Here is a 20,573-nt window from a genome sequence, read left to right as displayed (position 1 = left end):
GATCACGCTCTATGGGTCTCGACCTGATCACATTTAAAGTGCTAATACATAGCCATGTTAAAGAATAAGCAGTTTATAAACTGCTTATTCTTGGTTATTTATAAAGTCTTGTTTTGGTAAATAAGTTTTGTTGGTTAATATGTTTGGCTCGCTAAAATCTGTTTGTTGCTTTCAGCATTTATATCTAACCATAATTCTTTACGATTAAGCGGTGTTTTTGCTGGTAGGCTAGGGTTGTTTATCCTAATTACTTCGCGCTCACTTAAATTAGCTTGTGCTAAGGCGGCTTTAATGTGAGCGGTGTTATAAAATAACTCGTCAAATTCACCTTGTTCAATCGCGTTATTTAAGCCTTCAGACAACATTCGAGCGAGTTTGGTATTTTCTTGGCTCGTAAAAAAGTACATCGCCATTGGGTAAATAAGTAACATGCGCTTTTCAACTGCTAAATTTAAATCTTGACGCTTATTAACTTCAGACCAAGGTTCATGCACGGCTAAAGGTAAATAGTCAAAACGCTCACCATCAACCATATGAAACAAGCTTTCTTTTTTTAGAGGCGCGATAACCGGTAAACCAGCATTGCGCAAAATAGTCGTATCGCCCCAAAATCGACCTTGTCCTGCTTTAAAGCGTTGCAATTCAACTAATGAATTAATCTGATCAAATCGACTTTGCTCATCTTTGCGGATAATAAATAAACGATGGCCTTGTAAACCTTTAAGTAACGGTATTCTGATAGGGGTTAATGAATCTTCATAATCTTCTGTTGTGCCTGCCCACATAACTGATAAACGACCATCATTTAATCTAATTTTGCTTTGTTGTTGATTTAAGGTTTGTGGCAATTCTTCTAACTGATATTGATGTGCTTTACCAGAATGCTTGATAGCTAATTTTAATATGTTAACAAAATATTGGTCTTGCGCTGAGTTAACTTGTACATGATTAATGGTTTCGGCTTGCACATGGGTATTCAGCATAGCGACCAAAATAGAGAGAGTACTCAGGATTGTTAAAAATTTCATGATTAGCCTCGTTAATATAGGTTAATTAACTTAAATAACTAATCAGTAGATTAGTCATATTCCGTGTTAATTTTAATAAGTAGTTGGTGATTAATGATGCTATTAAATCATTATTTGTAACCGGTTACAATGGCGTGTAATATGCCAAACAAGCTCTAGTCTATTTATTTAAGTATTGTAGATAACTAAAGCTTTTTATATTCAGAGGGGTAAATTCTTAAGTTATTGTAAAATATAATTAAAGCGTATAACTTGAATTTGCATGTTAGTTATAAAATTTAGGCTACTTATTTCAAATTAGTATAAATAAAGCTAAATAAGTAACCGGTTACTTTTTTGGAGTGTTATGAACAATATTATATTTTGGTCTATAACCGTTGCTATCGCTGGATTCTTATTCGGTTTTGATACGGCTGTTATATCCGGTGCTGATCAACCAATACAGCAATTATGGAACACGAGTCCTTTGTTTCATGGTGCTTTTATAATGTCATCGGCTTTATGGGGGACGGTCATAGGTTCATTAGCGGGCAGTTATCCATGTGATAAATTTGGGCGTAAATGGACACTTATTGTTATTGGTCTGTTGTATTTTATATCAGCACTTGGCTCTGCGGTGGCGACTGACCCTTATATGTTTTCATTTTTTAGATTTATTGGCGGTCTCGGTGTCGGCGTATCAACCATTGCCGTACCGGCTTATATAGCCGAAATTGCCCCGACTAAACACCGAGGGCGTTTAATCGCGCTTTATCAATTTCAATTAGTTTTTGGCATTTTGATTGCGTTTTTATCTAATTATTTTATATCCGGTGTTGGCGAGCAAGATTGGCGATGGATGTTGGGGGTAGAAATTATACCTGCCATTGTCTTTTTAGGGCTGTTAAAAGCCATACCTGAAAGCCCTCGTTGGTTGATGGTATTTAAAAATGATGAAGACGCGGCTCGAAACGTGTTACATCAATTATATCCGAATCGAGCTGATGTTGATGCAACCATTGCCTCAATTAAAGCGAATGCTAAACACGTTTCTAATCATAAGTTATTTTCAAAAGAATTTATATTACCGATGGTATTGGTCTTTCTATTGGCCTTTTTTAATCAAGCATCGGGCATTAATTTTATTATCTATTTCTCACCTCGTGTTTTTGAGTTAGCGGGGTTAGAAAGTAGTCTTGCGCTATTATCAACAGCGGGTATTGGCTTAGTTAACCTTTTCTTTACGTTAGTTGGGTTATATTTAATCGACAAAGTGGGACGCAAGAAATTAATGTTATTGGGTTCTATTGGTTACATTATTTCATTATCTGTTGTTGCTTGGGCATTTATGACTAATGCCGGTGGATTAGTTGTGGTATTTTTTGTTTTTGCCTTTATTGCGTCTCATGCCATTGGACAAGGTGCCGTTATTTGGGTCTTTATCGCCGAAATTTTCCCTAATGTTGTTCGCACAAAAGGTCAAGCGCTTGGCTGCGGTACACATTGGGTGATGGCGGCTATATTAACGTTAGTCATGCCTTGGTGCTTAACACAATTTACACCCAGTCAGATTTTTAGTTTTTTTGCTGGCATGATGATATTGCAATTAATTTATGTAATATGGCTAATGCCTGAAACGAAAGGTCTCGATTTAGAAAGCGTTTCGAGTCAATAATTTAATAAGGTTTAAAATGATTGCTGAATTTAATTTAACAACCGATCAACTTGTTTCAATGGTTAAGCATTTTTCAAACGATTTGGATGATGGCTTTACTCAGAAAGCACAAGATATTCAATGTTTGCCCACTTATCTTGGATTTAATAACGAAGCCTATTCTGGACAAATTTATGTTGTTGATTTAGGCGGCTCTAATTTAAGAGCGGCGAGAGCGTTCATTGAAGAAGGTCGTGTTGAATTAATGACCGATGTATTTGAATACGAAATGCCTTGGCAACGCGGAACTGAATTTAGTAAAAAACAATATTTAGCCGCTATTGCCAATATTATCGCTAAAGTGAGTATTGATGCGGCTATACCACTCGGTTTTTGCTTTTCATATCCGTGTGAAAGCTTACCCAGTGGTGATGCTATTTTATCTCGTTGGACTAAAGGTATATATGTTAATGATACTGAGCAATGTAGCGTTACTCATGATTTAGTTGCTTGTTTAAGAGACGAATATCAAATTGAAATTAATGCCGTTCAAGTGATAAATGATACCGTTGCGAGTTTACTTGCTGGGTGCACAGCCAATAAACATGAAGGTTATATTGGCTTGATAGCGGGCACTGGCTTTAATATTTCAGCATTAGTAGCGACTAAAGCGATCACTAAAATTTCGGATGCTCAGTCGTCTTTAATGCCTGTCAATTTTGAATGTGGTAATTTTAAACCTGATTTTTTGACCAAATATGATCGAAAAATTGATCAGCAATCTGAACAACCGAATCAACAATTACTGGAAAAAGTGGCTGGGAGCTTATATTTAAGTCGGGTTTTTGCTTTGGTTTATCCCGAGTCAGGGATTAATCCACAAGCAGGCGCTAAAGCGTTAGTCGAAATAATGTCACGTTTTGATGACGCTCATCAATATCATCAACTGGCTGTGCAGTTATATAAGCGTTCAGCTTTATTTACCGGTATGGCATTAACGGCGACTTGTCTTAAACTCCACGAAACACAAGCCGTTGACCAAGTTAAGATTGTTGCTGAAGGTGCATTATTTTGGAGTTCAACACCGGCTACGTTAAGTTATAAAAAGTTAGTAGAAACAACCATCGATAACCTGCTACAAGTTATGCAGTATGATATAAAGGTTGAAATTGTTAAGGTAGAAAATGCCAATATGATTGGTTTAGCACATGCTTTTTTACCGCTAGAAGCAGATTAATTCCGGTTCATGTGAGAATGGTTAAGATTTGTCATTATAGGTTATGAATTAAAGCGGAACTCAATTGAGTGGTTCCGCTTTAGCTAATTTAAGATCGGTTTTAAAGATCGGTTTTAAAGCTCGGTGATCACGATATTACGAAATCTTACCAGGTTGCTACGATCTTGCTTTTGTTTAAACGCTTGACTGCCGTGATGCTGAATACCAATAAAACCGGATTTCGCTTTTGTATCAATAACATGCGTAGTTAGAATGCCATTAACCCAAATTTTTATGTCGGATCCTTTAGCTTGAATTTTATATTTATTCCATTCTAAGTGTTTATACGCGTTTGCTTTTTCATCGTTCCATTCAGGTGATAAATTCTGTTTAAAGTCAGCATCGGGTGCAGAGCGCTTCGGGTGTATAGGGTGTAGCCATTTACGTGGTGTACCTTGATCATATAAACCACCACTCCATTTGCGTGGGCTTGGATCAACTTCTGCTTGATAGCCATAAGCAAATGCACCTTTTGTTGGGTGTTCACCCACTTGTGCTCTAAAAATAATACCCGAATTTGAATATTCGGTTGTCTTTGGCATTTTAACTTCGGCTTCAAAAATAAAATCAGTATAAGGTTGTTGAGTTAAATAAAACCAGTTGCCTTTAGAGATTAAATGTATTTCTCCATCGACTATTTTAGCTTCGCCATCGTTATATACATTTTGCCAAAGCGTTAAATCAGTATCTAAACGTTTTTCGGTATTTGATTCAATGTTAGCGCAGCCCGCTACATTAGCGATGGCGAGTGAAAACAATAATGTGCCAGCGAGTTTTTTTAATTTAAACATAAAGCATCCTTAATCCAGCTTTATTCGAACAATGGGTTCGAATGTGGTTGAACCCTACGTATGTTAGGGACATGTTATTTTATTGGTAATGTAATCAAGCCATTATGCCTAACTTATAAGCACATTCAAGCATAAGTTAACATAATTGGTTAGATGGCTTGTTTGTTGGTTAAGCCGGGTAAGCCGTACATTCAACAGATTAGGCTTTAAAATTTCAGGCATATCGCTTTGAGTTTTATTCGCTAATTTATTTATTGCAGCATATAGTATTTATAGTGACATAATGGTTAACTGTGTGTAATTGTATATAGTCAACAATGTGAGACGTGATATGTTTTTTAAAATAACGAAAATGTTTGCTGTAATAATTGGAATATTCGTTCTTTTATTAAACTGTGTAACCGTTGCGCAAGCCAGTGATGACCGAGTTGATGTGAATGTTGGTATTTCGAAAGAGGTTAATGATGTTTTTCAAAGTTGGGTAAAAGATCAATCTTGTGCTGATATCAATGATTTTGGTACTGAGTATTCTCCTCGAGCCGCTATTGAACTCGTTATACTGTGCAAAGCACTTGAGCATTCAGATCTTAAATTTAATTTAAACCTAATTATCTCGGGCAATTATTCTCGTAGTTTAATTTTGGCTAGCTCTGAACATTTACATACAACGGCCGAAACAACTTGGCGTTCAGATACCGACACTAAACGCTTTTATATTACCGAACCTATTTTTGTTTCAAATCAGCTTGAAAAAGGTATTTTTACAACCCCAAATCACCCAATGTTAACTTTACCTGTTAACCAATTAATCGAAAAGATAGATCAGTATATCGGCATAACGGTTAATAATTGGGATCAAGATTGGAGCGTAATTAACCAATTTACTGAAAATGTGATTAAAGCGCCCAGTCAAAGTTCAGTGCACAAAATGCTCTATGCAAAACGCGGTGATTTTTGTTTGGGCGAATTCAATCAATACAAAACGTTTGAATTATCAGGCCTGAAATTAATCAACATACCCGGTGTTAAAGTGTTATTTAATGAAAGCCGGCATTTTGTTATTAGCAAATCAATGCCAAATAGTGCTGAAATATATACTGCACTTAACCAAGGTATTAAATCTTTACGTGAAAAAGGCTTAATCAAACAGATGTTCACGCAATCAGGTATTACTCCTGCTGATACTGTATTTTGGCAAGTGCTCAATAAGACCAAAGGCTAAATACCCGCACAGTCATATATTTGTGTAAATATAGGTAAATTTTTTTTTAATTATATAGATAGCTGTTAGTATCATTAACTAAATCGCTATTATGTATTCTTATGTTAGTTTTTCGTTTTTATAAACCCATTTTATTGTTTTGCACCAGTGCGCTAATTACCAGCTGTAGCCAACTAGACGAACGTTTCTTACCTAACTCACATCTTCAGTCTGCACCTGAACAATGGCAAACCACTTCTTCTACCTTTGTAGCCACTAACAACACCATTCATCATGATGATGATTACTGGGGCATAAAATTAAACCAGACTACCAAAACGATGTTAGAGCAGGGGTTAAACGGTAATCAACAATTAAAAATTGCCATGCACAGAATGACTCAAGCTAAAGCTGAACATCGAGCGACTCATGCTAATGCTTTACCCAGCTTAAGATTAAAAGCCAGTCAGCGTGTTAATCAAACAATCGATAGTGCGACCAATAAGCATACTCAGAACTTATCAACGGTTGGTTTGTTAGCATCGTGGGAACCCGATATTTGGTCAAAATTAGCGGATGAAACGCGAGCAGATTGGTTTTCTTATCAAGCACAACACTATAATTTGGCCGCGGCTGAATTATCGGTTGAGGCGCAAATATTGACGGCTTGGTTAAATTGGCTTGAGCAGTCGTTATTACTCACGCTTAATAATCAACATGAGACAAATTTAAAACATCGTTTAGAGATGTCTTTAATCCGATTAGATAATGGATTGGCGAGTAGTTTAGATATTCGAAATGCGCAAACCAGTTTGTATCGCTTGCATGCATCATCAGAAGCGTTAAGGCTAAAGCGTGATATGGCAGAACGAGACTTAAAAGTATTAATGGGTGAATACCCTAAAATTAACGACTTATTGTCTACCGAATTGCCGATACTCGATACATTACCGGCTATTAACACACCCCATTCAATCTTGTTACATCGACCTGATATATTAGCCGCTGAAGCAAATTTGATTGCGAGTGGTTACAGTTGGCAAGCAACTGAAAAACGTAAACTGCCAAGTTTGAGTATCGATTATACTTTTGATGTAAAAAGCAGTTATGCACCCAAATTATTTGATTTAGATTATTGGTTACATGCGATCACAGCGTCTTTAGTTCAGCCTCTATTCTATCAAGGGCAACTCACGGCGGTTGCAGATAAAGCTCAGGCGCAGCATCATATTGCACTACAGCAATATAAAACGGCTTTGCTTAAAGCGTGGCAAGAGGTTGAAAATAATTTGCAGAAAGAATTGAGTTATCAATTGCAATATAACTCACTTGATCAAGCGTTAGTTCAAGCTAAATCGGCTGAAACCCAAACTGAATTACATTATTCACAAGGCCTTGTTAGTAGTTTTGAATTATTAGCCGCGCAGCGCACTCGCTATAATATTGAAGCGGATCAGATAAAAATGCAGGTATCGCGGATTAAAAACAGGATCCAGTTGTCGATGTCTTTAGGCTTGCCCAAGAATGACTTACCACAGGTTAAATAAACATGTTTAAAACTAAATTGATTAATGCGCTCCCGTTCTTAAGTGCTGTTGTCTGTATTGTTATCGCATTGCAATTACTTGACTTTTTTAAGCCAGAAGCTGAAAAAAAACAATATAAAGCCAAAAAAGTAAAAGTGTTTGTTGAGCAATCGAAGCAAAAAACAACTCAGTTGTTTGCTTTTAGCCAAGGTGAAGTTGTTCCAAAAGCTGAAATCGATTTGAAAAGCCGAGTTGAGGGGCGTTTAATTTATATTGCACCTAATTTTGTCGCGGGTGGCTCATTTAAAACCGGCGATGTTTTAATGCGTATTGATCCTGATGATTATTTACTGGTGGTGACTCAACGTGAGGCAAAAGTGGCACAAGCTAATCAGGCTTTTGCCAAAGTAAAAGCTCAAGCCGAGATTGCTCAACATGAGTTATTGGTATTAGGGCGAGAAAATGCGAATGATTTGGCCAGATGGTTACCCCAATTGGAGCATGCAAAAGCAGAGGTTAAAGCAGCTCAAGCTTTATTAGCGCAAGCAAAATTAGATTTATCGCGTACTGAAATTAAAGCGCCTTTTAATGGTGCTGTTCGCAATGAAAAAGTTAGCGTGGGTCATTATGTGGCGCGAAACAATACATTGGCGACTCTCTATGCAAATGAAGTGATGGAAGTCAGTTTAGGGTTGAATGGGGAGCAGTTGAATATTATTGATTTGCCACTTAATTTTTATAGTCCTGATTATACCTCGGGCATACCTGTTGAATTGTCGGCCGATATTGGTTCGGTTCATTATAATTGGCAAGCCCGTATTGTGCGAACAGAAGGAGCAATAGACCGGCGGACTCGAACGCTTAATGTTGTGGCAGAGGTTCGTCAGTCTGAACAGGCATCGAATCAACCAATTATTCCGGGGTTATATGTTAATGCCAAAATTTCGGGGCGTGTGATTAAAAATGCGACTACGCTCACTCGAACCGCATTACGTAAAAATAATCAAATTTGGTGGGTTGATGATAATGATCGGTTGCAAATTCAAACGGTTAATGTGATTGCTCGCGATAGCGAAAAAGTGATAGTTAAAGATTTAGCCAATAAAACACTCATTGTTACCTCTTCTTTAACAACGCCGACACCTGGTATCCAGGTTAAAAAATTAAAACAAACGAGCAAAAGTATAATCAGTGCAACGCCGGCAGATGAGCAGCATAAAGCGGAATTTAAAAAACGCAACATAAAACCGGAAGTTAAAAATTCAGGTGAGGGTGCATAACGATGGGTAACCTTTTTGCATGGTGGGTTAAAAACCCGATAGCGGCAAATTTGTCTATGATCACCTTGGTTGTCGCTGGTATTTTAAGTTATTTTTTTGCAATAGAAAAAGAACCCTTTCCTACCGTTAAGTTACCCATTATGGAAGTTTCAATGCGTTGGCCTGGCGCCGGCCCACGTGATATTGAAGACCAAATTATTTTACGTTTTGAAGACGCAATCAAAAATGTAGAGGGTATTAAAAAAGTATTATCACGGGCGACAGAAGGGCGCGCTCGCATTACGATCACAGGCAAAGAACGTGTTGATCGACGGAAGTTCGCTGATGATATTCGCGAAAAAATAAACTCGGTTAATGGCTTACCCACTGATGCCGACAGGCCTGTCGTAACAGAAAAAATCAGACGAGATGAAATGATCCGTATTGCATTATATGGAGATGTTTCTCGTGAGCAATTAGCTGAGCTCGCGCAAAAAATACGCAAAGAAGTTTCAGCTTTACCTTTAATTTCTACGGTTTGGTTACGAGGTGAAGGTCGACAAGAAGTTGCGATTGAGATCACTGAGCAAGCGATGGGGCTATATGGCATTTCGATTGATGAAGTCAGCCAAGCTATTCGGAATAGTTCGGTTAACGGCTCAACGGGTACGGTACGAGATGAAGCCGGTACATTAATGTTAAGTGTGCGTAATCGCGCCGAATATCAACAAGAATTTGAAGATATATTAATACGACAAAGTGCGAATGGTGCTCGATTATATTTGGGTGATGTCGCTGTTGTTAAGGATGGATTAGCCGACAGCCACTATTTGTCAACGTTTGATGGTGAAACAGCGATTTTAATCGATATTATGAATACCGATTATATGGATATACCTAAAATGTCGGACTACGTAAAAGAATATGTTGAACAAAAACAAAAGCAATTACCCGATAATATTAAACTCACTGTCTGGTCTGATTGGAATGATGCCTATCAAGGCCGTTTAAATACCATATTTGACAGTGCGATCAGTGGTTTGATTTTAGTCTTCATCATGTTGTTATTATTTTTACAGCCGAAAATAGCCATCTGGGTGACGGCGGGTATTGCAACCTCATTTGCCGCGAGTTTTGCTTTACTGCCCACAATGGATGTTTCGCTCAATATGTTGTCGTTATTTGCCTTTATGATGGTAATTGGCATTGTCGTAGACGATGCCATTGTCATTGGTGAAAGTGTGCATTTGGCTAATGAGAGTGGTTTACACGGTGAAAGTGCTGCGATAGCTGGGGTTAACCAAGTCGGAAAACCGGTTATTTTTGGGGTGTTAACCACGATGGTTGTATTTGCCCCGATGGCTTTTTTGCCCGGGAGTACTGCTGAGTTTACTCGGGCTATTGCCGTTGTTGTGGTACTCGCATTAGCTTTTTCATTATTTGAAGCTTTGCTTATTTTACCTTCACATTTGAGTCATTTGTCGATTGACGATGAGAAAAATACCAAACCGAATCGGCTTAAACGAATTCAAACTAAAATAGCCCATAGCTTAGAGCATTGTAATGAACGATATTATGTACCTTTAATACGTACTTGCTATAAACATAAGCTCACCGTGATTGCCTTGTTTTTTGGTGCACTATGGGTCGGTGTTAATTTATTAAGTAATAACTATATAAAACAATCTTTTGTACCCCAGATCGCAGATGACAAAATAAAACTAGAAGTTAATTTACCGACCGCGGCCACACAAGAACGCATGATGCAGGTTTTAACGCAAATAAGGCAAGGTCAGCAAAAATTAATAGATTATGTGGCGTCGCTTGATGGCAGTGTTTTAATTGAACATGATTATACACGTATGTGGCAACCCACCATTGTCAGTGAAATGAAGTTAGTTCAGTTTGATAAACGGGTTATTGATATTCAAACCGCGGCTGATAAATTGCAAATGTTTATTGGTGAGATCCCAGATGCAGAAGAAATAGAATTAAAAGCCACGTTAAATACAACGGAACCTAAAATCGGCTTTCATATTAATTCATCAAATATTGAAGCCCTTAAAGCCGCTTTAATTGATTTTAAAGCGCACCTTTCGACATACGAGGGTATTCATTTATTAAGGGATAACCTTGACAAAGGCAGCCAAGAAATGGTGATAAGCCTAAAGCCAGGTGCTGAAATATTAGGTATCAACCTACGTGATATTACAAAACAAGTTAAACAAGCTTATTTTGGTCAAGAAGTTCAACGTTTACCGCGTACTGGGGGGGATGTAAGAGTTAAAGTCATGTATTCCAGGGCAGAGCGTGAATCGATCGATACATTACAAAACTTAAAAATACGGACAAAAGACGGACGTGAAATTCCGTTAATGTCGATTGTTGATGTCACTATAACGCCGGGGATTCAGCGCATTGTGCGTAGAAACGGTGCATTAGTTGGTTATATATATGGTGAATATCAAGGAACAGATAAACAGACGATTGTTAAAGATATTCGTGAAAATTTTGTACCCGATTGGAAAAAACGTCACCCAGAAGTTCTATATGGCCGCGGTGATAGTGGTAAAGATGAAGATGATTTTAAACAGACGGTCATTTTATTAGAAGGGTTAGCGCTAATGGTTGCTTATATGCTGATGGCTATTGCGTTTCGATCATACAGCCAGCCCTTATTAATTATGATCGCGATCCCTTTTGGATTTTTAGGGGCGTTAATTGGGCATCTAATTCACGATATTAGTTATGGTATGTTTTCAATGTTAGGCATATTGGCTGCATCAGGTGTGGTGATAAACGATAATCTTGTGCTGGTGGATGCCATAAACCGTTTTAGGCAACAAGGCGCAACTTATAAAGATGCGGTGATGAAAGCGTGTAAACTTCGATTTAGACCGATTGTTTTAACGTCTGCCACGACCTTTATTGGTTTAATGCCGATGCTTTCGGCGCAAAGTGTGCAAGCTAAATTTCTTATTCCGATGGTGGTTTCTCTTGCTTATGGGGTGATTGCGGCGACGATTGTTACGTTAATTTTTGTGCCTTGTGTATATTGGACAATCACCGAATGGAATCAAAAATGGCAAGACAAAAAATTAAAAATGTTGCAAGCATCTTCATAATACCGCATCACATTTTTATTTAATGGCTAAAGAGATCGGTTTTTTGAGGTGAATTGCGTTAATAGTTGAAGTTATCCGGTATTGCATATATTAAATTGTTAACAATTTGATTAATTTGCGTTATAGTTTAAAGTAAGAAGAGCAAAGCACGCTTTTAGTGTTTTGTGAGTGCTTTAAGGTGAGGTAAATTAGCATGCAGGGTAACTTTTCAAACAAAGCTGTTGTTTTCTATTCGATAGTCGTGGCGTTTGGTGGCTTCATATTTGGTTTAGATGCCGCTTTAATATCGGGAACCGTTCGATATATAACGGCTGAGTTTAACTTATCCGATTTAGAGATCGGCACTGTCGTTAGTGCACCAGGTTTTGGTGTTATATTTGCGTTATTAGCAACAGGTTATATTAGTAATGCAATTGGTCGTCAAAAAACCTTATTGATTATTGCAGCTCTTTATCTCGTCAGTGCAATCTGTTCCGTCATTGCACCTAATTATACGTCTTTGGTTGTTGCGCGCTTTGTTGGCGGTTTGGCTTTTACTTCACTTTCTTTAGCTTCAATGTATATCGGTGAAATAGCAAAACCGACTATTCGAGGCAAATTAGCTTCTCTTATTCAAATAAACATCGTGATCGGTTTATTAGCCGCCTATAGTGCAAATTATTTTATTTTTAATGCTGCCGAATCAGGTGCTAATTGGGTTGTCGCAGTGGGTATTCAAGAATACACATGGCGTTGGATGTTAGGCGTTGAAATTATACCGGCGTTAATTTGGTTTGGTTTGTTATTTAAAGTGCCTGAAAGCCCACGTTGGTTAGTGCTTAAAGGGCGCGATGCTGAAGCTAAAAATGTATTGGATCGTTTGGTTTCAGTAAATGAATCGACACAAATGTTGCAAAGTATTAAACAAAGTACCAGTGCGGCGGCTTCGGCTAATAAGCCATTAAAAGAACAAGTTTCTGAATTGTTTGATATGCGTGTGCGCATGGCGTTAGTTATTGGTTTTACTGTAGCAGTCGTACAGCAAGTTTCTGGTATTAACGCGATCATGTTTTATTCTACAACCGTTTTTGAGCAAATAGGCTTAGGTACGGATTCTGCTTATACGCAATCGGTTATTATCGGTTTAGTGAGTGTTGTGGCTACCTTTTTAGCCTTGATGTTAATCGATAAACTGGGTCGTCGTCCGTTAATGTTGTTTGGATTGTTTGCCGCGATTGTGAGTTTATTAAGCGCTGCTTGGGGGTTTGCAGATGCAACGTATGTATTAACCGAAACAAACCTAGCGCAGTTACCCGCTGCTATTGATACCCAATTATTACAGTCTCTTATTGGTCAAACCTTTAATAGCGATATCGATTATCGTGAAGCACTTAAAGTTGTATTAGGTGATGTTATTGTTCGTGATAATGAAGGCGCTTTATTACAAGCCGCTATTCAAATTAACGGTATGTTAGTGTTATTTGGCATTATGGGCTTTATCGCCGCCTTTCAATTCTCAATTGGTCCTGTTATGTGGGTTTTATTTTCAGAAATATTTCCGACTCATGTTCGTGGTATTGCGATCCCGGCTGTTGCGCTTATCACGAGTATTGTTAGTTATTTAGTACAGCAATTTTTCCCATGGCAGCTTAAAAATATGGGCGCAGCCGAAATCTTTAGTTTTTACGCATTCTGCTTAGTCATTGGTTTAGTGTTTTTAATTAAGTTGATGCCAGAAACAAAAAACAAAACGATTGAAGAAATTGAACTAGCTTTAAATAAGGCAAACGCTTAAGGCTTGTATTCCGATGAGTTGGGAATACAACTTAAGACAACTAATAATGACTAATGCTTAGTTTGATTAACTAAGCTTTATATTTGGAGTTTTTATTGTGGTAGAAAAAAAATTAAGTTCAGCGAGTAAACGGGCCATCGAACGCGGTTATGACCAAAAAGATTCGCAATGGTTAATCGAATTTGAAGAACAAGAGCTTAAAGGCGATTTCGTTTATGAAGAAGGCGTGATCCGCCGTGATCCAACTGCGGTTATTGAAGTTGATGGTGTTTATCATTGTTGGTATACCAAAGGTGAAGGCGAAACGGTTGGTTTTGGTTCTGATAATTTAAAAGATAAAGTTTTTCCATGGGATTTAACCGAAGTTTGGCATGCATCATCTACCGATGGTATCACTTGGAAAGAAGAAGGCTGTGCAATTGCCGCGGGCGAAGCTGGTTCATATGATGACCGAGCCGTATTTACACCCGAAGTATTAGCGCATGAAGGTCAATATTATTTAGTTTATCAAACGGTTAAAACGCCTTATACCAATAGGCAATACGAAGAAATAGCGATGGCTAAAGCTGATTCACCTTATGGTCCTTGGACTAAATCGCCAGAACCTATTTTAAGCCCCGCTAAAGATGGTGAGTGGTTAGGTGATGTTGATAGCCGCTTTGAAGTTAAAAGCAAAGGTAGCTTTGACAGCCACAAAGTGCACGATCCTTGCTTGATGTTTTTCAATAATAAATTTTACCTTTACTATAAAGGTGAAACCATGGGGGAGGGGATGAACTTTGGTGGTCGTGAAATTAAACACGGGGTTGCGATCGCCGATAACATTGAAGGTCCGTATGTTAAATCTGAATATAACCCGATCACCAACAGTGGCCATGAAGTGGCTGTTTGGCATTGTAATGGTGGCATTGCCTCGTTGATTACAACAGATGGCCCTGAAAAAAATACAATTCAATTTGCCCAAGATGGTGTAAATTTTGAAATTATGGCTCACATAAAAGGTGCGCCAGAGGCTTTAGGCATTTATCGTGATCCAAATGATAAGCAAGTTCAGTTACCTGGCTTAGAGTGGGGCTTGTGCCATCGCTATGATGAAAGCTGGAACTGGAATTATATTTGTCGATACCGCGTTACACGTCAAATACTCGATACGGGTACATTCCAAAATTCAAACTAATTGTATACTGAGGTATAAATTAGTATAGTCAAAGCGATCGGGTTTTAGGGGCAGGTTTCTAGTTCCAGACGAAACCGAAGTACTTACATCCATGTAAGCAAAGCAGTCAAGCTTCGAGACGCCATGAGCATATGCTCTACTATGTGATTGGGGCGAGTAAGCGCTGACAATGAACCATAAAACCTGAGCGAGAATACTATATATACAAAAAAGCCAATGTATTAACATTGGCTTTTTTATTGGATCAAATAAACTAACACTGTCAATGTGTGTTTAAATTGCAGGTGCTATTTGATGTTTTTTCTGATCGCATTGATAGCGGCTTTAGTGTCGTTGTTGCGCAAAGCTAAAACGATATCTTTATGCTCATCAACTAATGCTTGAGACGTTTTGATACGTTGGTAATTCATTCGCATACGCAGAACAATTGGATACCACATATTTAACAAATCTTCGCCACCGGCCTTCTCAACGTAGTATTTATGAAAATCGATATCAGTTTTAGTTAATTCGGTAAACTCTTCACGATCAAAGTGCTCTTGCATTTTGGCTATAATTTCGTCAAGTGCGTCATAATCAGCTTCAGTAAACAATGATGCTAAATGTTTAACTGCGTATTCTTCAATTTTACGACGTATTTCGATATTTAGCTTTTGCATGTCGGCACTAAGCGGACTGCTTACTGAAGAACCGATATTGTTTTTGCTAACGAGTAAACCTTCTTTTGTTAACTTAAGTAGCACATCTCGAATTGGGCCTCGCGAAACGCCAAATCGCTCTGCTAGCTGTTGCTCATTTAATTTAGTTGTCGGTTCTAACTCACCTGAAATAATATCAGATCGTAGAACATCAGCGATTTGTTCCCTAACAGGGATAATTTTATTTGCTTTCATTTATCCATCCAAGACTGTGTTCAATATATATTTCCAATTGTAAACGATTTACACCCAAGAGTGTATATGGTCATACCCATTAAATTGCACAAAATACTGTTTAAATACAAGACTTAAGCTAACAGCGCTCTAATTTTACGTAATTAATTAATTTAAATACAAAATATAACAATTATAAATAAACTAGCAAAGATACCTTGGTTAACATTATTATAAGAATTGTTAACTAAATATAGCGTTATAAATGGATAAAGCGACTAAAGTATATTAAAATTTTAATATTAATGTTTGAAATAAATTGTTAACAATGTACAATGATTTCAAATGATTCATAACTAGTAGGTAAATTGCTGTGAGTATTGTGACCAATATAAAACCCAGTATGTTAGACGTAAATCAAATTAGCTCAGTAAAAGTAGAGTATTACCAGATCCCACTCGAAGAAGTATTAACTGATGCTAAACACGGCGACCATACTCATTTTGAAGTGTTAGTTTGTAAAATCCGTTGTAAAGATGGTATGGAAGGTATGGGTTATACCTATACGGGCGGTAAAGGTGGTCGTGCAATTTACTCTTTATTAGAAGACGAATTAAAACCTTTTTTAATGGGTAAAGATGCATCACGTATCACTCAAATTTGGGAAGAAATGGGCTGGCACTTGCATTATGTTGGCCGAGGCGGTTTATTAAGTTTTGCTATTTCAGCTGTTGATATTGCGTTATGGGATATTCATTGCAAACGCTTGAACTTACCTTTATGGAAAGTAGCAGGTGGTGCCAATAATACAACTAAGTGTTATGCCGGCGGTATTGACTTAAATTTCTCAGAAGAAAAATTATTAAACAATATTCAAGGTTACCTAGACCGTGGCTTTAATGCCGTTAAAATTAAAGTCGGTAAAGAAGATTATAGTGAAGATGTTGCGCGTGTAGCCGCCGTGCGTGAATTAATCGGTAAAGAAACAACCTTTATGGTTGATGCCAATTACTCACTTACGGTTGAACAAGCCATCCGTTTTGGCCAAGCCATTGATCAATACGATATTACCTGGTTTGAAGAGCCGACTATTCCGGACGATTACCAGGGCTTTGCTCGAATCGCTGACAAGATCAATATTCCTTTAGCGATGGGCGAAAACTTACATACGGTTTTTGAATTTAACTATGCCATTCAGCAAGCTAAATTAGGCTTTATTCAACCTGATGCCTCTAACATTGGTGGTATCACGGGTTGGTTACGTGTAGCTAACTTAGCTTACGTTAATAATTTGCCTGTTTGTACTCATGGTATGCATGAATTACACGTTTCACTTATGGCTTCTCAACCACACGCTGGTTATTTAGAAGTTCATTCATTTCCAATTGATGAATACACCACATCCCCCTTGAAATTAGATGAAAATGGCCGTGCCATTGCCCCTGATATTGCAGGTACAGGTGTTGTATTCGATGACGCATTAGTTCGTCCGCACTTAATTAAACATTCTTAGAGGATAATCACATGATTGCAGCTCAATATATTGGTAACAAAGGTTTTGAAATCATCGCGGGTACAGAAAACGCACCTGCTGCGGACGAAGTTAAGTTAGCGGTTGGCTATGTTGGTATTTGTGGTACCGATATGCATATCTATCACGGTGTGATGGATCAACGTGTTAAGCCACCACAAACGATTGGTCATGAAATGTCAGGTACGGTAACAGAGCTTGGTAGTGATGTTTCAGGTTTCGCCATTGGCGACCGTGTTGTTGTGCGTCCTCTTGATTGGTGTGGTGAGTGTCCTACTTGTAAAGCGGGTTTAACACATATTTGTCAAAATCTTAAATTTATGGGTATTGATACGCCTGGTGCATTTCAATCTAACTGGACGGTTAAAGCACGTACTTTACACAAGTTACCCGCTTCAGTTGATCTTAAGCAAGGCGCATTAATTGAGCCATTATCAGTTGCTTGTCATGATATTCGTCGTTCACGCTTAAAAGCCGGTGAAAAAGCAGTTGTTTTAGGTGGTGGTCCAATTGGTCAATTAGTCGCTGCTGTTGCTAAAAGTGTTGGCGCTGAAGTCTTAGTTTCAGAACCTAATGAATCACGCCGTGCATTCGCTGATGAGCTAGGTGTTAAATCAGTTAACCCACTTGAAACGGACTTAGCTGCATATGTAGATGATTGGACTGAAACGAAAGGCGCGGATGTTGTATTTGAAGTTTCAGGTGTTAAACCGGCAATTGATGCAATGACACAAGTAGCAGGTCGTCGCGGTCGTATCGTTATGGTTGCGATTCATTCACAAAAACCTGAAATTGATTTATTCCAATTTTTCTGGAAAGAACTAGAGTTGTTAGGTGCACGTGTTTACGAAGGTGAAGATTTTGATTGGGCTATTGATTTAATTGCTTCAGGCGAAGTTGATATTAAGCCATTCATCAGTTCAGTTAACACACTTAAAGATATCGGTTCTGCATTCGCCAGTATGGATAATAATCCACAAGGTATGAAAGCACTTGTTGAATGTAACGCAGAATAATTAGCCAATTTTAGGAATCAAAAACATGTTAGAAAAATTTAGTTTAGAAGGTAAAGTTGCACTTGTTACTGGTTGCAAACGTGGTATCGGTAAAGGTATTGCTTTAGGTTTAGCTGCTGCAGGTGCTGATATTATTGGTGTTTCAGCAAGTTTAGAGCTTGAAGGTTCTGAAGTTGAAAAAGAAGTTAAAGCGTTAGGCCGTAACTTTAAAGGTTACCAATGTGATTTTGCTAATCGTGAAAACTTGTACGAATTTATTAAAGATGTAAAAGGTGATTTTCCTAAAATTGATATTTTAGTTAATAATGCAGGTACTATTTTACGTGCACCTGCTGCAGAGCATGGCGATGATCTATGGGATAACGTGATTGACGTTAACTTAAATTCACAATTCATTTTAAGCCGTGAAATTGGTAAAGAAATGGTTGCACGTGGCGAAGGTAAAATCATTTTTACAGCTTCATTATTAACATTCCAAGGCGGTATTACTGTTCCAGGTTATGCAGCAAGTAAAGGCGCAATTGGTCAACTTGTTATGGCATTATCAAACGAATGGGCAGGTAAAGGCGTTAATGTAAACGCAATTGCGCCGGGTTATATTGATACTGATAATACAGAAGCATTACGTAACGACCCTGAGCGTTCAGCTTCTATTTTAGGTCGTATTCCACAAGGTCGTTGGGGTAACCCAGAAGACTTCAAAGGTCCTGCTGTTTTCTTAGCTTCTGAAGCAGCAAGTTATGTTAATGGCGCTATCTTATTGGTAGACGGCGGCTGGATGGGAAGATAATCTTATGAATTTTCAAAACAATGTTAACTTTATTGGTGGCGAATATATTAGTTCAGCTGCTGAAGGCACTATTGATATTTTAAGCCCATCGACGGGTAAGTCGATAGGTGTTATCCCTAAAGGTTGTGCACAAGATGCACAGACTGCGTTAGAAAACTCGCAAGCGGCACAAAAGTCTTGGGCTAAGTTAACAGCTCGTACTCGTCAAAACATTTTACGGGTATTTGCGGACAAAATTCGTGAAAACAAGCATATTCTTGCGCCAATGTTGGTTGCCGAGCAAGGGAAGTTACTTTCTGTTGCTGAAATGGAAGTCGATGTTACTGCGACGTTTATTGATTATGCATGCGATAACGCGTTAACAATTGAAGGTGATATTTTACCTTCAGATAACGCAGACGAAAAAATTTATATTCACAAAGTACCACGTGGTGTTGTTGTGGGTATTACGGCTTGGAATTTTCCACTTGCTTTAGCGGGTCGTAAAATTGGTCCTGCATTAATTACCGGTAATACCATTGTATTAAAGCCAACTCAAGAAACGCCATTAGCGACTACCGAACTAGGTCGTATCGCTAACGAAGCGGGCATTCCACCGGGTGTTTTAAATGTGATAAATGGATCAGGTTCTGTTGTTGGTCAAGCTTTATGCGAAAGCCCAATAACTAAGATGATCACGATGACAGGTTCAACGGTTGCCGGTAAGAAAATTTATCAAACTAGTGCAGAATACATGACACCGGTCATGCTTGAGTTAGGTGGTAAAGCACCTATGGTTGTTATGGCTGATGCTGATATTGATGAAGCGGTTGATGCGGCTCTTTGGGGACGCTTTGCCAACTGTGGTCAAGTATGTACTTGTGTTGAACGTTTATACGTTCATGAAGGTATTTACGACGAATTTATGGCTAAATTTGTACCACAAGTACAAGGCCTTAAAGTGGGTGACCCAATGAATGCTGAGACGCAAATGGGACCTAAATGTAATCAACGTGAAATTGATAACATAGACCACATCGTTCAAGAAAGTATTAAGCAAGGTGCAACGCTGGCAACGGGCGGAAAGTTAGCTTCAGTTGAAGGTTTTGAAGGCGGTTGTTGGTATGAGCCAACACTACTTGTTGATGTAAAACAAGATAACATTGCGGTACATGAAGAAACTTTTGGCCCTGTACTACCTATCGTTAAAGTAAAAGATATGGACCAAGCAATAGAATTCTGTAATGACAGTATCTATGGTTTAAGTGCTTACATTTTTACTAAAAACTTTAATGATATTAATAAAGCTATTAGCGAATTAGAAGTGGGTGAAGTTTATCTTAACCGTGGTATGGGCGAGCAACATCAGGGCTTCCATAACGGCTGGAAACAAAGCGGTTTTGGTGGTGAAGATGGTAAATTTGGTCTTGAGCAATACCTAGAAAAGAAAACTGTTTACTTCAACGAGAAGTAAGTAATAGCAATCACTGTTAATTGGTGATTGGCTTAAAATGTAACGGCTCGATAAAAGCGGTGTTGTATAAAGGCAACACCGCTTTTTTATTGCTTTAAATTTAAATTAGACTGACACAGAT

General features: G+C 38.2%; 15 protein-coding genes. 12 read left to right on the top strand and 3 right to left on the bottom strand.

All coding sequences use genetic code 11. The annotated features are described in order from the left end of the window. Window positions 1–134: 134 nt before the first annotated feature. Entirely contained in the window at window positions 135–1,028 is an 894-nt protein-coding gene (locus DPX34_RS05600) for a diguanylate cyclase (protein ID WP_111977423.1), read from the bottom strand. A 346-nt stretch (window positions 1,029–1,374) separates the two neighbouring features. Between DPX34_RS05600 and DPX34_RS05595 the strand changes: the two genes are divergently transcribed. Together DPX34_RS05595 and DPX34_RS05590 are read left to right on the top strand one after the other, a co-directional pair. Next, window positions 1,375–2,682, top strand: coding sequence for a sugar porter family MFS transporter (locus DPX34_RS05595; RefSeq protein ID WP_111977422.1), 1,308 nt, complete (start codon window positions 1,375–1,377; stop codon window positions 2,680–2,682). A gap of 16 nt (window positions 2,683–2,698) precedes the next feature. After that, window positions 2,699–3,898 (top strand): hexokinase family protein, encoded by a 1,200-nt coding sequence (locus tag DPX34_RS05590; RefSeq protein ID WP_111977421.1) that lies wholly within the window; start codon window positions 2,699–2,701, stop codon window positions 3,896–3,898. A gap of 113 nt (window positions 3,899–4,011) precedes the next feature. On the opposite strand, the gene DPX34_RS05585 is transcribed toward DPX34_RS05590, so the two are convergent. Beyond that, window positions 4,012–4,728: a 3-keto-disaccharide hydrolase gene (locus tag DPX34_RS05585; RefSeq protein WP_111977420.1), complete on the bottom strand. Its 717-nt coding sequence runs from the start codon at window positions 4,726–4,728 to the stop codon at window positions 4,012–4,014. A gap of 352 nt (window positions 4,729–5,080) precedes the next feature. Here DPX34_RS05585 and DPX34_RS05580 point away from each other — a divergent pair, with 352 nt between their 5' ends. From DPX34_RS05580 to DPX34_RS05555, 6 genes are all read left to right on the top strand, one after another. Further along, window positions 5,081–5,950, top strand: coding sequence for a type 2 periplasmic-binding domain-containing protein (locus DPX34_RS05580; protein ID WP_157964627.1), 870 nt, complete (start codon window positions 5,081–5,083; stop codon window positions 5,948–5,950). A gap of 101 nt (window positions 5,951–6,051) precedes the next feature. Next, the gene (locus DPX34_RS05575) at window positions 6,052–7,476 is read left to right on the top strand and encodes a TolC family protein (protein ID WP_111977418.1); all 1,425 of its coding nucleotides are present in this window, start codon (window positions 6,052–6,054) and stop codon (window positions 7,474–7,476) included. Window positions 7,477–7,478: 2 nt separating this feature from the next. Continuing rightward, window positions 7,479–8,735 carry an efflux RND transporter periplasmic adaptor subunit gene (locus DPX34_RS05570; RefSeq protein WP_111977417.1) on the top strand — a complete coding sequence of 419 codons (1,257 nt, stop codon included), beginning with the start codon at window positions 7,479–7,481 and terminating at the stop codon, window positions 8,733–8,735. Between the two features lie 2 nt (window positions 8,736–8,737). After that, entirely contained in the window at window positions 8,738–11,839 is a 3,102-nt protein-coding gene (locus tag DPX34_RS05565; RefSeq protein WP_111977416.1) for an efflux RND transporter permease subunit, read from the top strand. A gap of 193 nt (window positions 11,840–12,032) precedes the next feature. Continuing rightward, window positions 12,033–13,613, top strand: coding sequence for a sugar porter family MFS transporter (locus DPX34_RS05560; protein ID WP_111977415.1), 1,581 nt, complete (start codon window positions 12,033–12,035; stop codon window positions 13,611–13,613). Window positions 13,614–13,710: 97 nt separating this feature from the next. Further along, complete coding sequence (locus DPX34_RS05555) at window positions 13,711–14,790, top strand: glycoside hydrolase family 117 protein (protein ID WP_111977414.1); 1,080 nt, start codon at window positions 13,711–13,713, stop codon at window positions 14,788–14,790. A gap of 287 nt (window positions 14,791–15,077) precedes the next feature. Here the strand turns inward: DPX34_RS05555 and DPX34_RS05550 are convergent, their stop codons facing one another. Then, window positions 15,078–15,683 carry a GntR family transcriptional regulator gene (locus DPX34_RS05550; RefSeq protein WP_111977413.1) on the bottom strand — a complete coding sequence of 202 codons (606 nt, stop codon included), beginning with the start codon at window positions 15,681–15,683 and terminating at the stop codon, window positions 15,078–15,080. Window positions 15,684–16,035: 352 nt separating this feature from the next. On the opposite strand from DPX34_RS05550, the gene DPX34_RS05545 reads away from it, so the two are divergent. Genes DPX34_RS05545 through aldA form a run of 4 tightly spaced genes read left to right on the top strand, consistent with a single transcriptional unit; the run spans window position 16,036 to window position 20,452 of the window. Beyond that, complete coding sequence (locus DPX34_RS05545) at window positions 16,036–17,175, top strand: mandelate racemase/muconate lactonizing enzyme family protein (RefSeq protein ID WP_111977412.1); 1,140 nt, start codon at window positions 16,036–16,038, stop codon at window positions 17,173–17,175. Window positions 17,176–17,186: 11 nt separating this feature from the next. Continuing rightward, a complete protein-coding gene (locus DPX34_RS05540) occupies window positions 17,187–18,209 on the top strand; it encodes a zinc-dependent alcohol dehydrogenase (protein WP_111977411.1) in 1,023 nt (340 codons plus the stop codon). A 25-nt stretch (window positions 18,210–18,234) separates the two neighbouring features. After that, the gene (locus DPX34_RS05535; RefSeq protein ID WP_111977410.1) at window positions 18,235–18,999 is read left to right on the top strand and encodes a 2,5-didehydro-3-deoxy-L-galactonate 5-reductase; all 765 of its coding nucleotides are present in this window, start codon (window positions 18,235–18,237) and stop codon (window positions 18,997–18,999) included. Between the two features lie 4 nt (window positions 19,000–19,003). Further along, window positions 19,004–20,452: an aldehyde dehydrogenase gene (aldA, locus tag DPX34_RS05530; protein WP_111977409.1), complete on the top strand. Its 1,449-nt coding sequence runs from the start codon at window positions 19,004–19,006 to the stop codon at window positions 20,450–20,452. The last annotated feature ends 121 nt before the right edge of the window (window positions 20,453–20,573 follow it).

Source organism: Algibacillus agarilyticus (assembly GCF_003286125.1).
Classification (GTDB): domain Bacteria; phylum Pseudomonadota; class Gammaproteobacteria; order Enterobacterales; family Alteromonadaceae; genus Algibacillus; species Algibacillus agarilyticus.
This window is presented reverse-complemented; position numbering and strand designations above follow the sequence as displayed.

Coding starts and splice junctions, on each gene's coding strand:
- DPX34_RS05600 (WP_111977423.1), bottom strand. CDS start 1,028: ATGAAATTTTTAACAATCCTGAGTACTCTCTCTATTTTGGTCGCTATG.
- DPX34_RS05595 (WP_111977422.1), top strand. CDS start 1,375: ATGAACAATATTATATTTTGGTCTATAACCGTTGCTATCGCTGGATTC.
- DPX34_RS05590 (WP_111977421.1), top strand. CDS start 2,699: ATGATTGCTGAATTTAATTTAACAACCGATCAACTTGTTTCAATGGTT.
- DPX34_RS05585 (WP_111977420.1), bottom strand. CDS start 4,728: ATGTTTAAATTAAAAAAACTCGCTGGCACATTATTGTTTTCACTCGCC.
- DPX34_RS05580 (WP_157964627.1), top strand. CDS start 5,081: ATGTTTGCTGTAATAATTGGAATATTCGTTCTTTTATTAAACTGTGTA.
- DPX34_RS05575 (WP_111977418.1), top strand. CDS start 6,052: ATGTTAGTTTTTCGTTTTTATAAACCCATTTTATTGTTTTGCACCAGT.
- DPX34_RS05570 (WP_111977417.1), top strand. CDS start 7,479: ATGTTTAAAACTAAATTGATTAATGCGCTCCCGTTCTTAAGTGCTGTT.
- DPX34_RS05565 (WP_111977416.1), top strand. CDS start 8,738: ATGGGTAACCTTTTTGCATGGTGGGTTAAAAACCCGATAGCGGCAAAT.
- DPX34_RS05560 (WP_111977415.1), top strand. CDS start 12,033: ATGCAGGGTAACTTTTCAAACAAAGCTGTTGTTTTCTATTCGATAGTC.
- DPX34_RS05550 (WP_111977413.1), bottom strand. CDS start 15,683: ATGAAAGCAAATAAAATTATCCCTGTTAGGGAACAAATCGCTGATGTT.
- DPX34_RS05540 (WP_111977411.1), top strand. CDS start 17,187: ATGATTGCAGCTCAATATATTGGTAACAAAGGTTTTGAAATCATCGCG.
- DPX34_RS05535 (WP_111977410.1), top strand. CDS start 18,235: ATGTTAGAAAAATTTAGTTTAGAAGGTAAAGTTGCACTTGTTACTGGT.
- aldA (WP_111977409.1), top strand. CDS start 19,004: ATGAATTTTCAAAACAATGTTAACTTTATTGGTGGCGAATATATTAGT.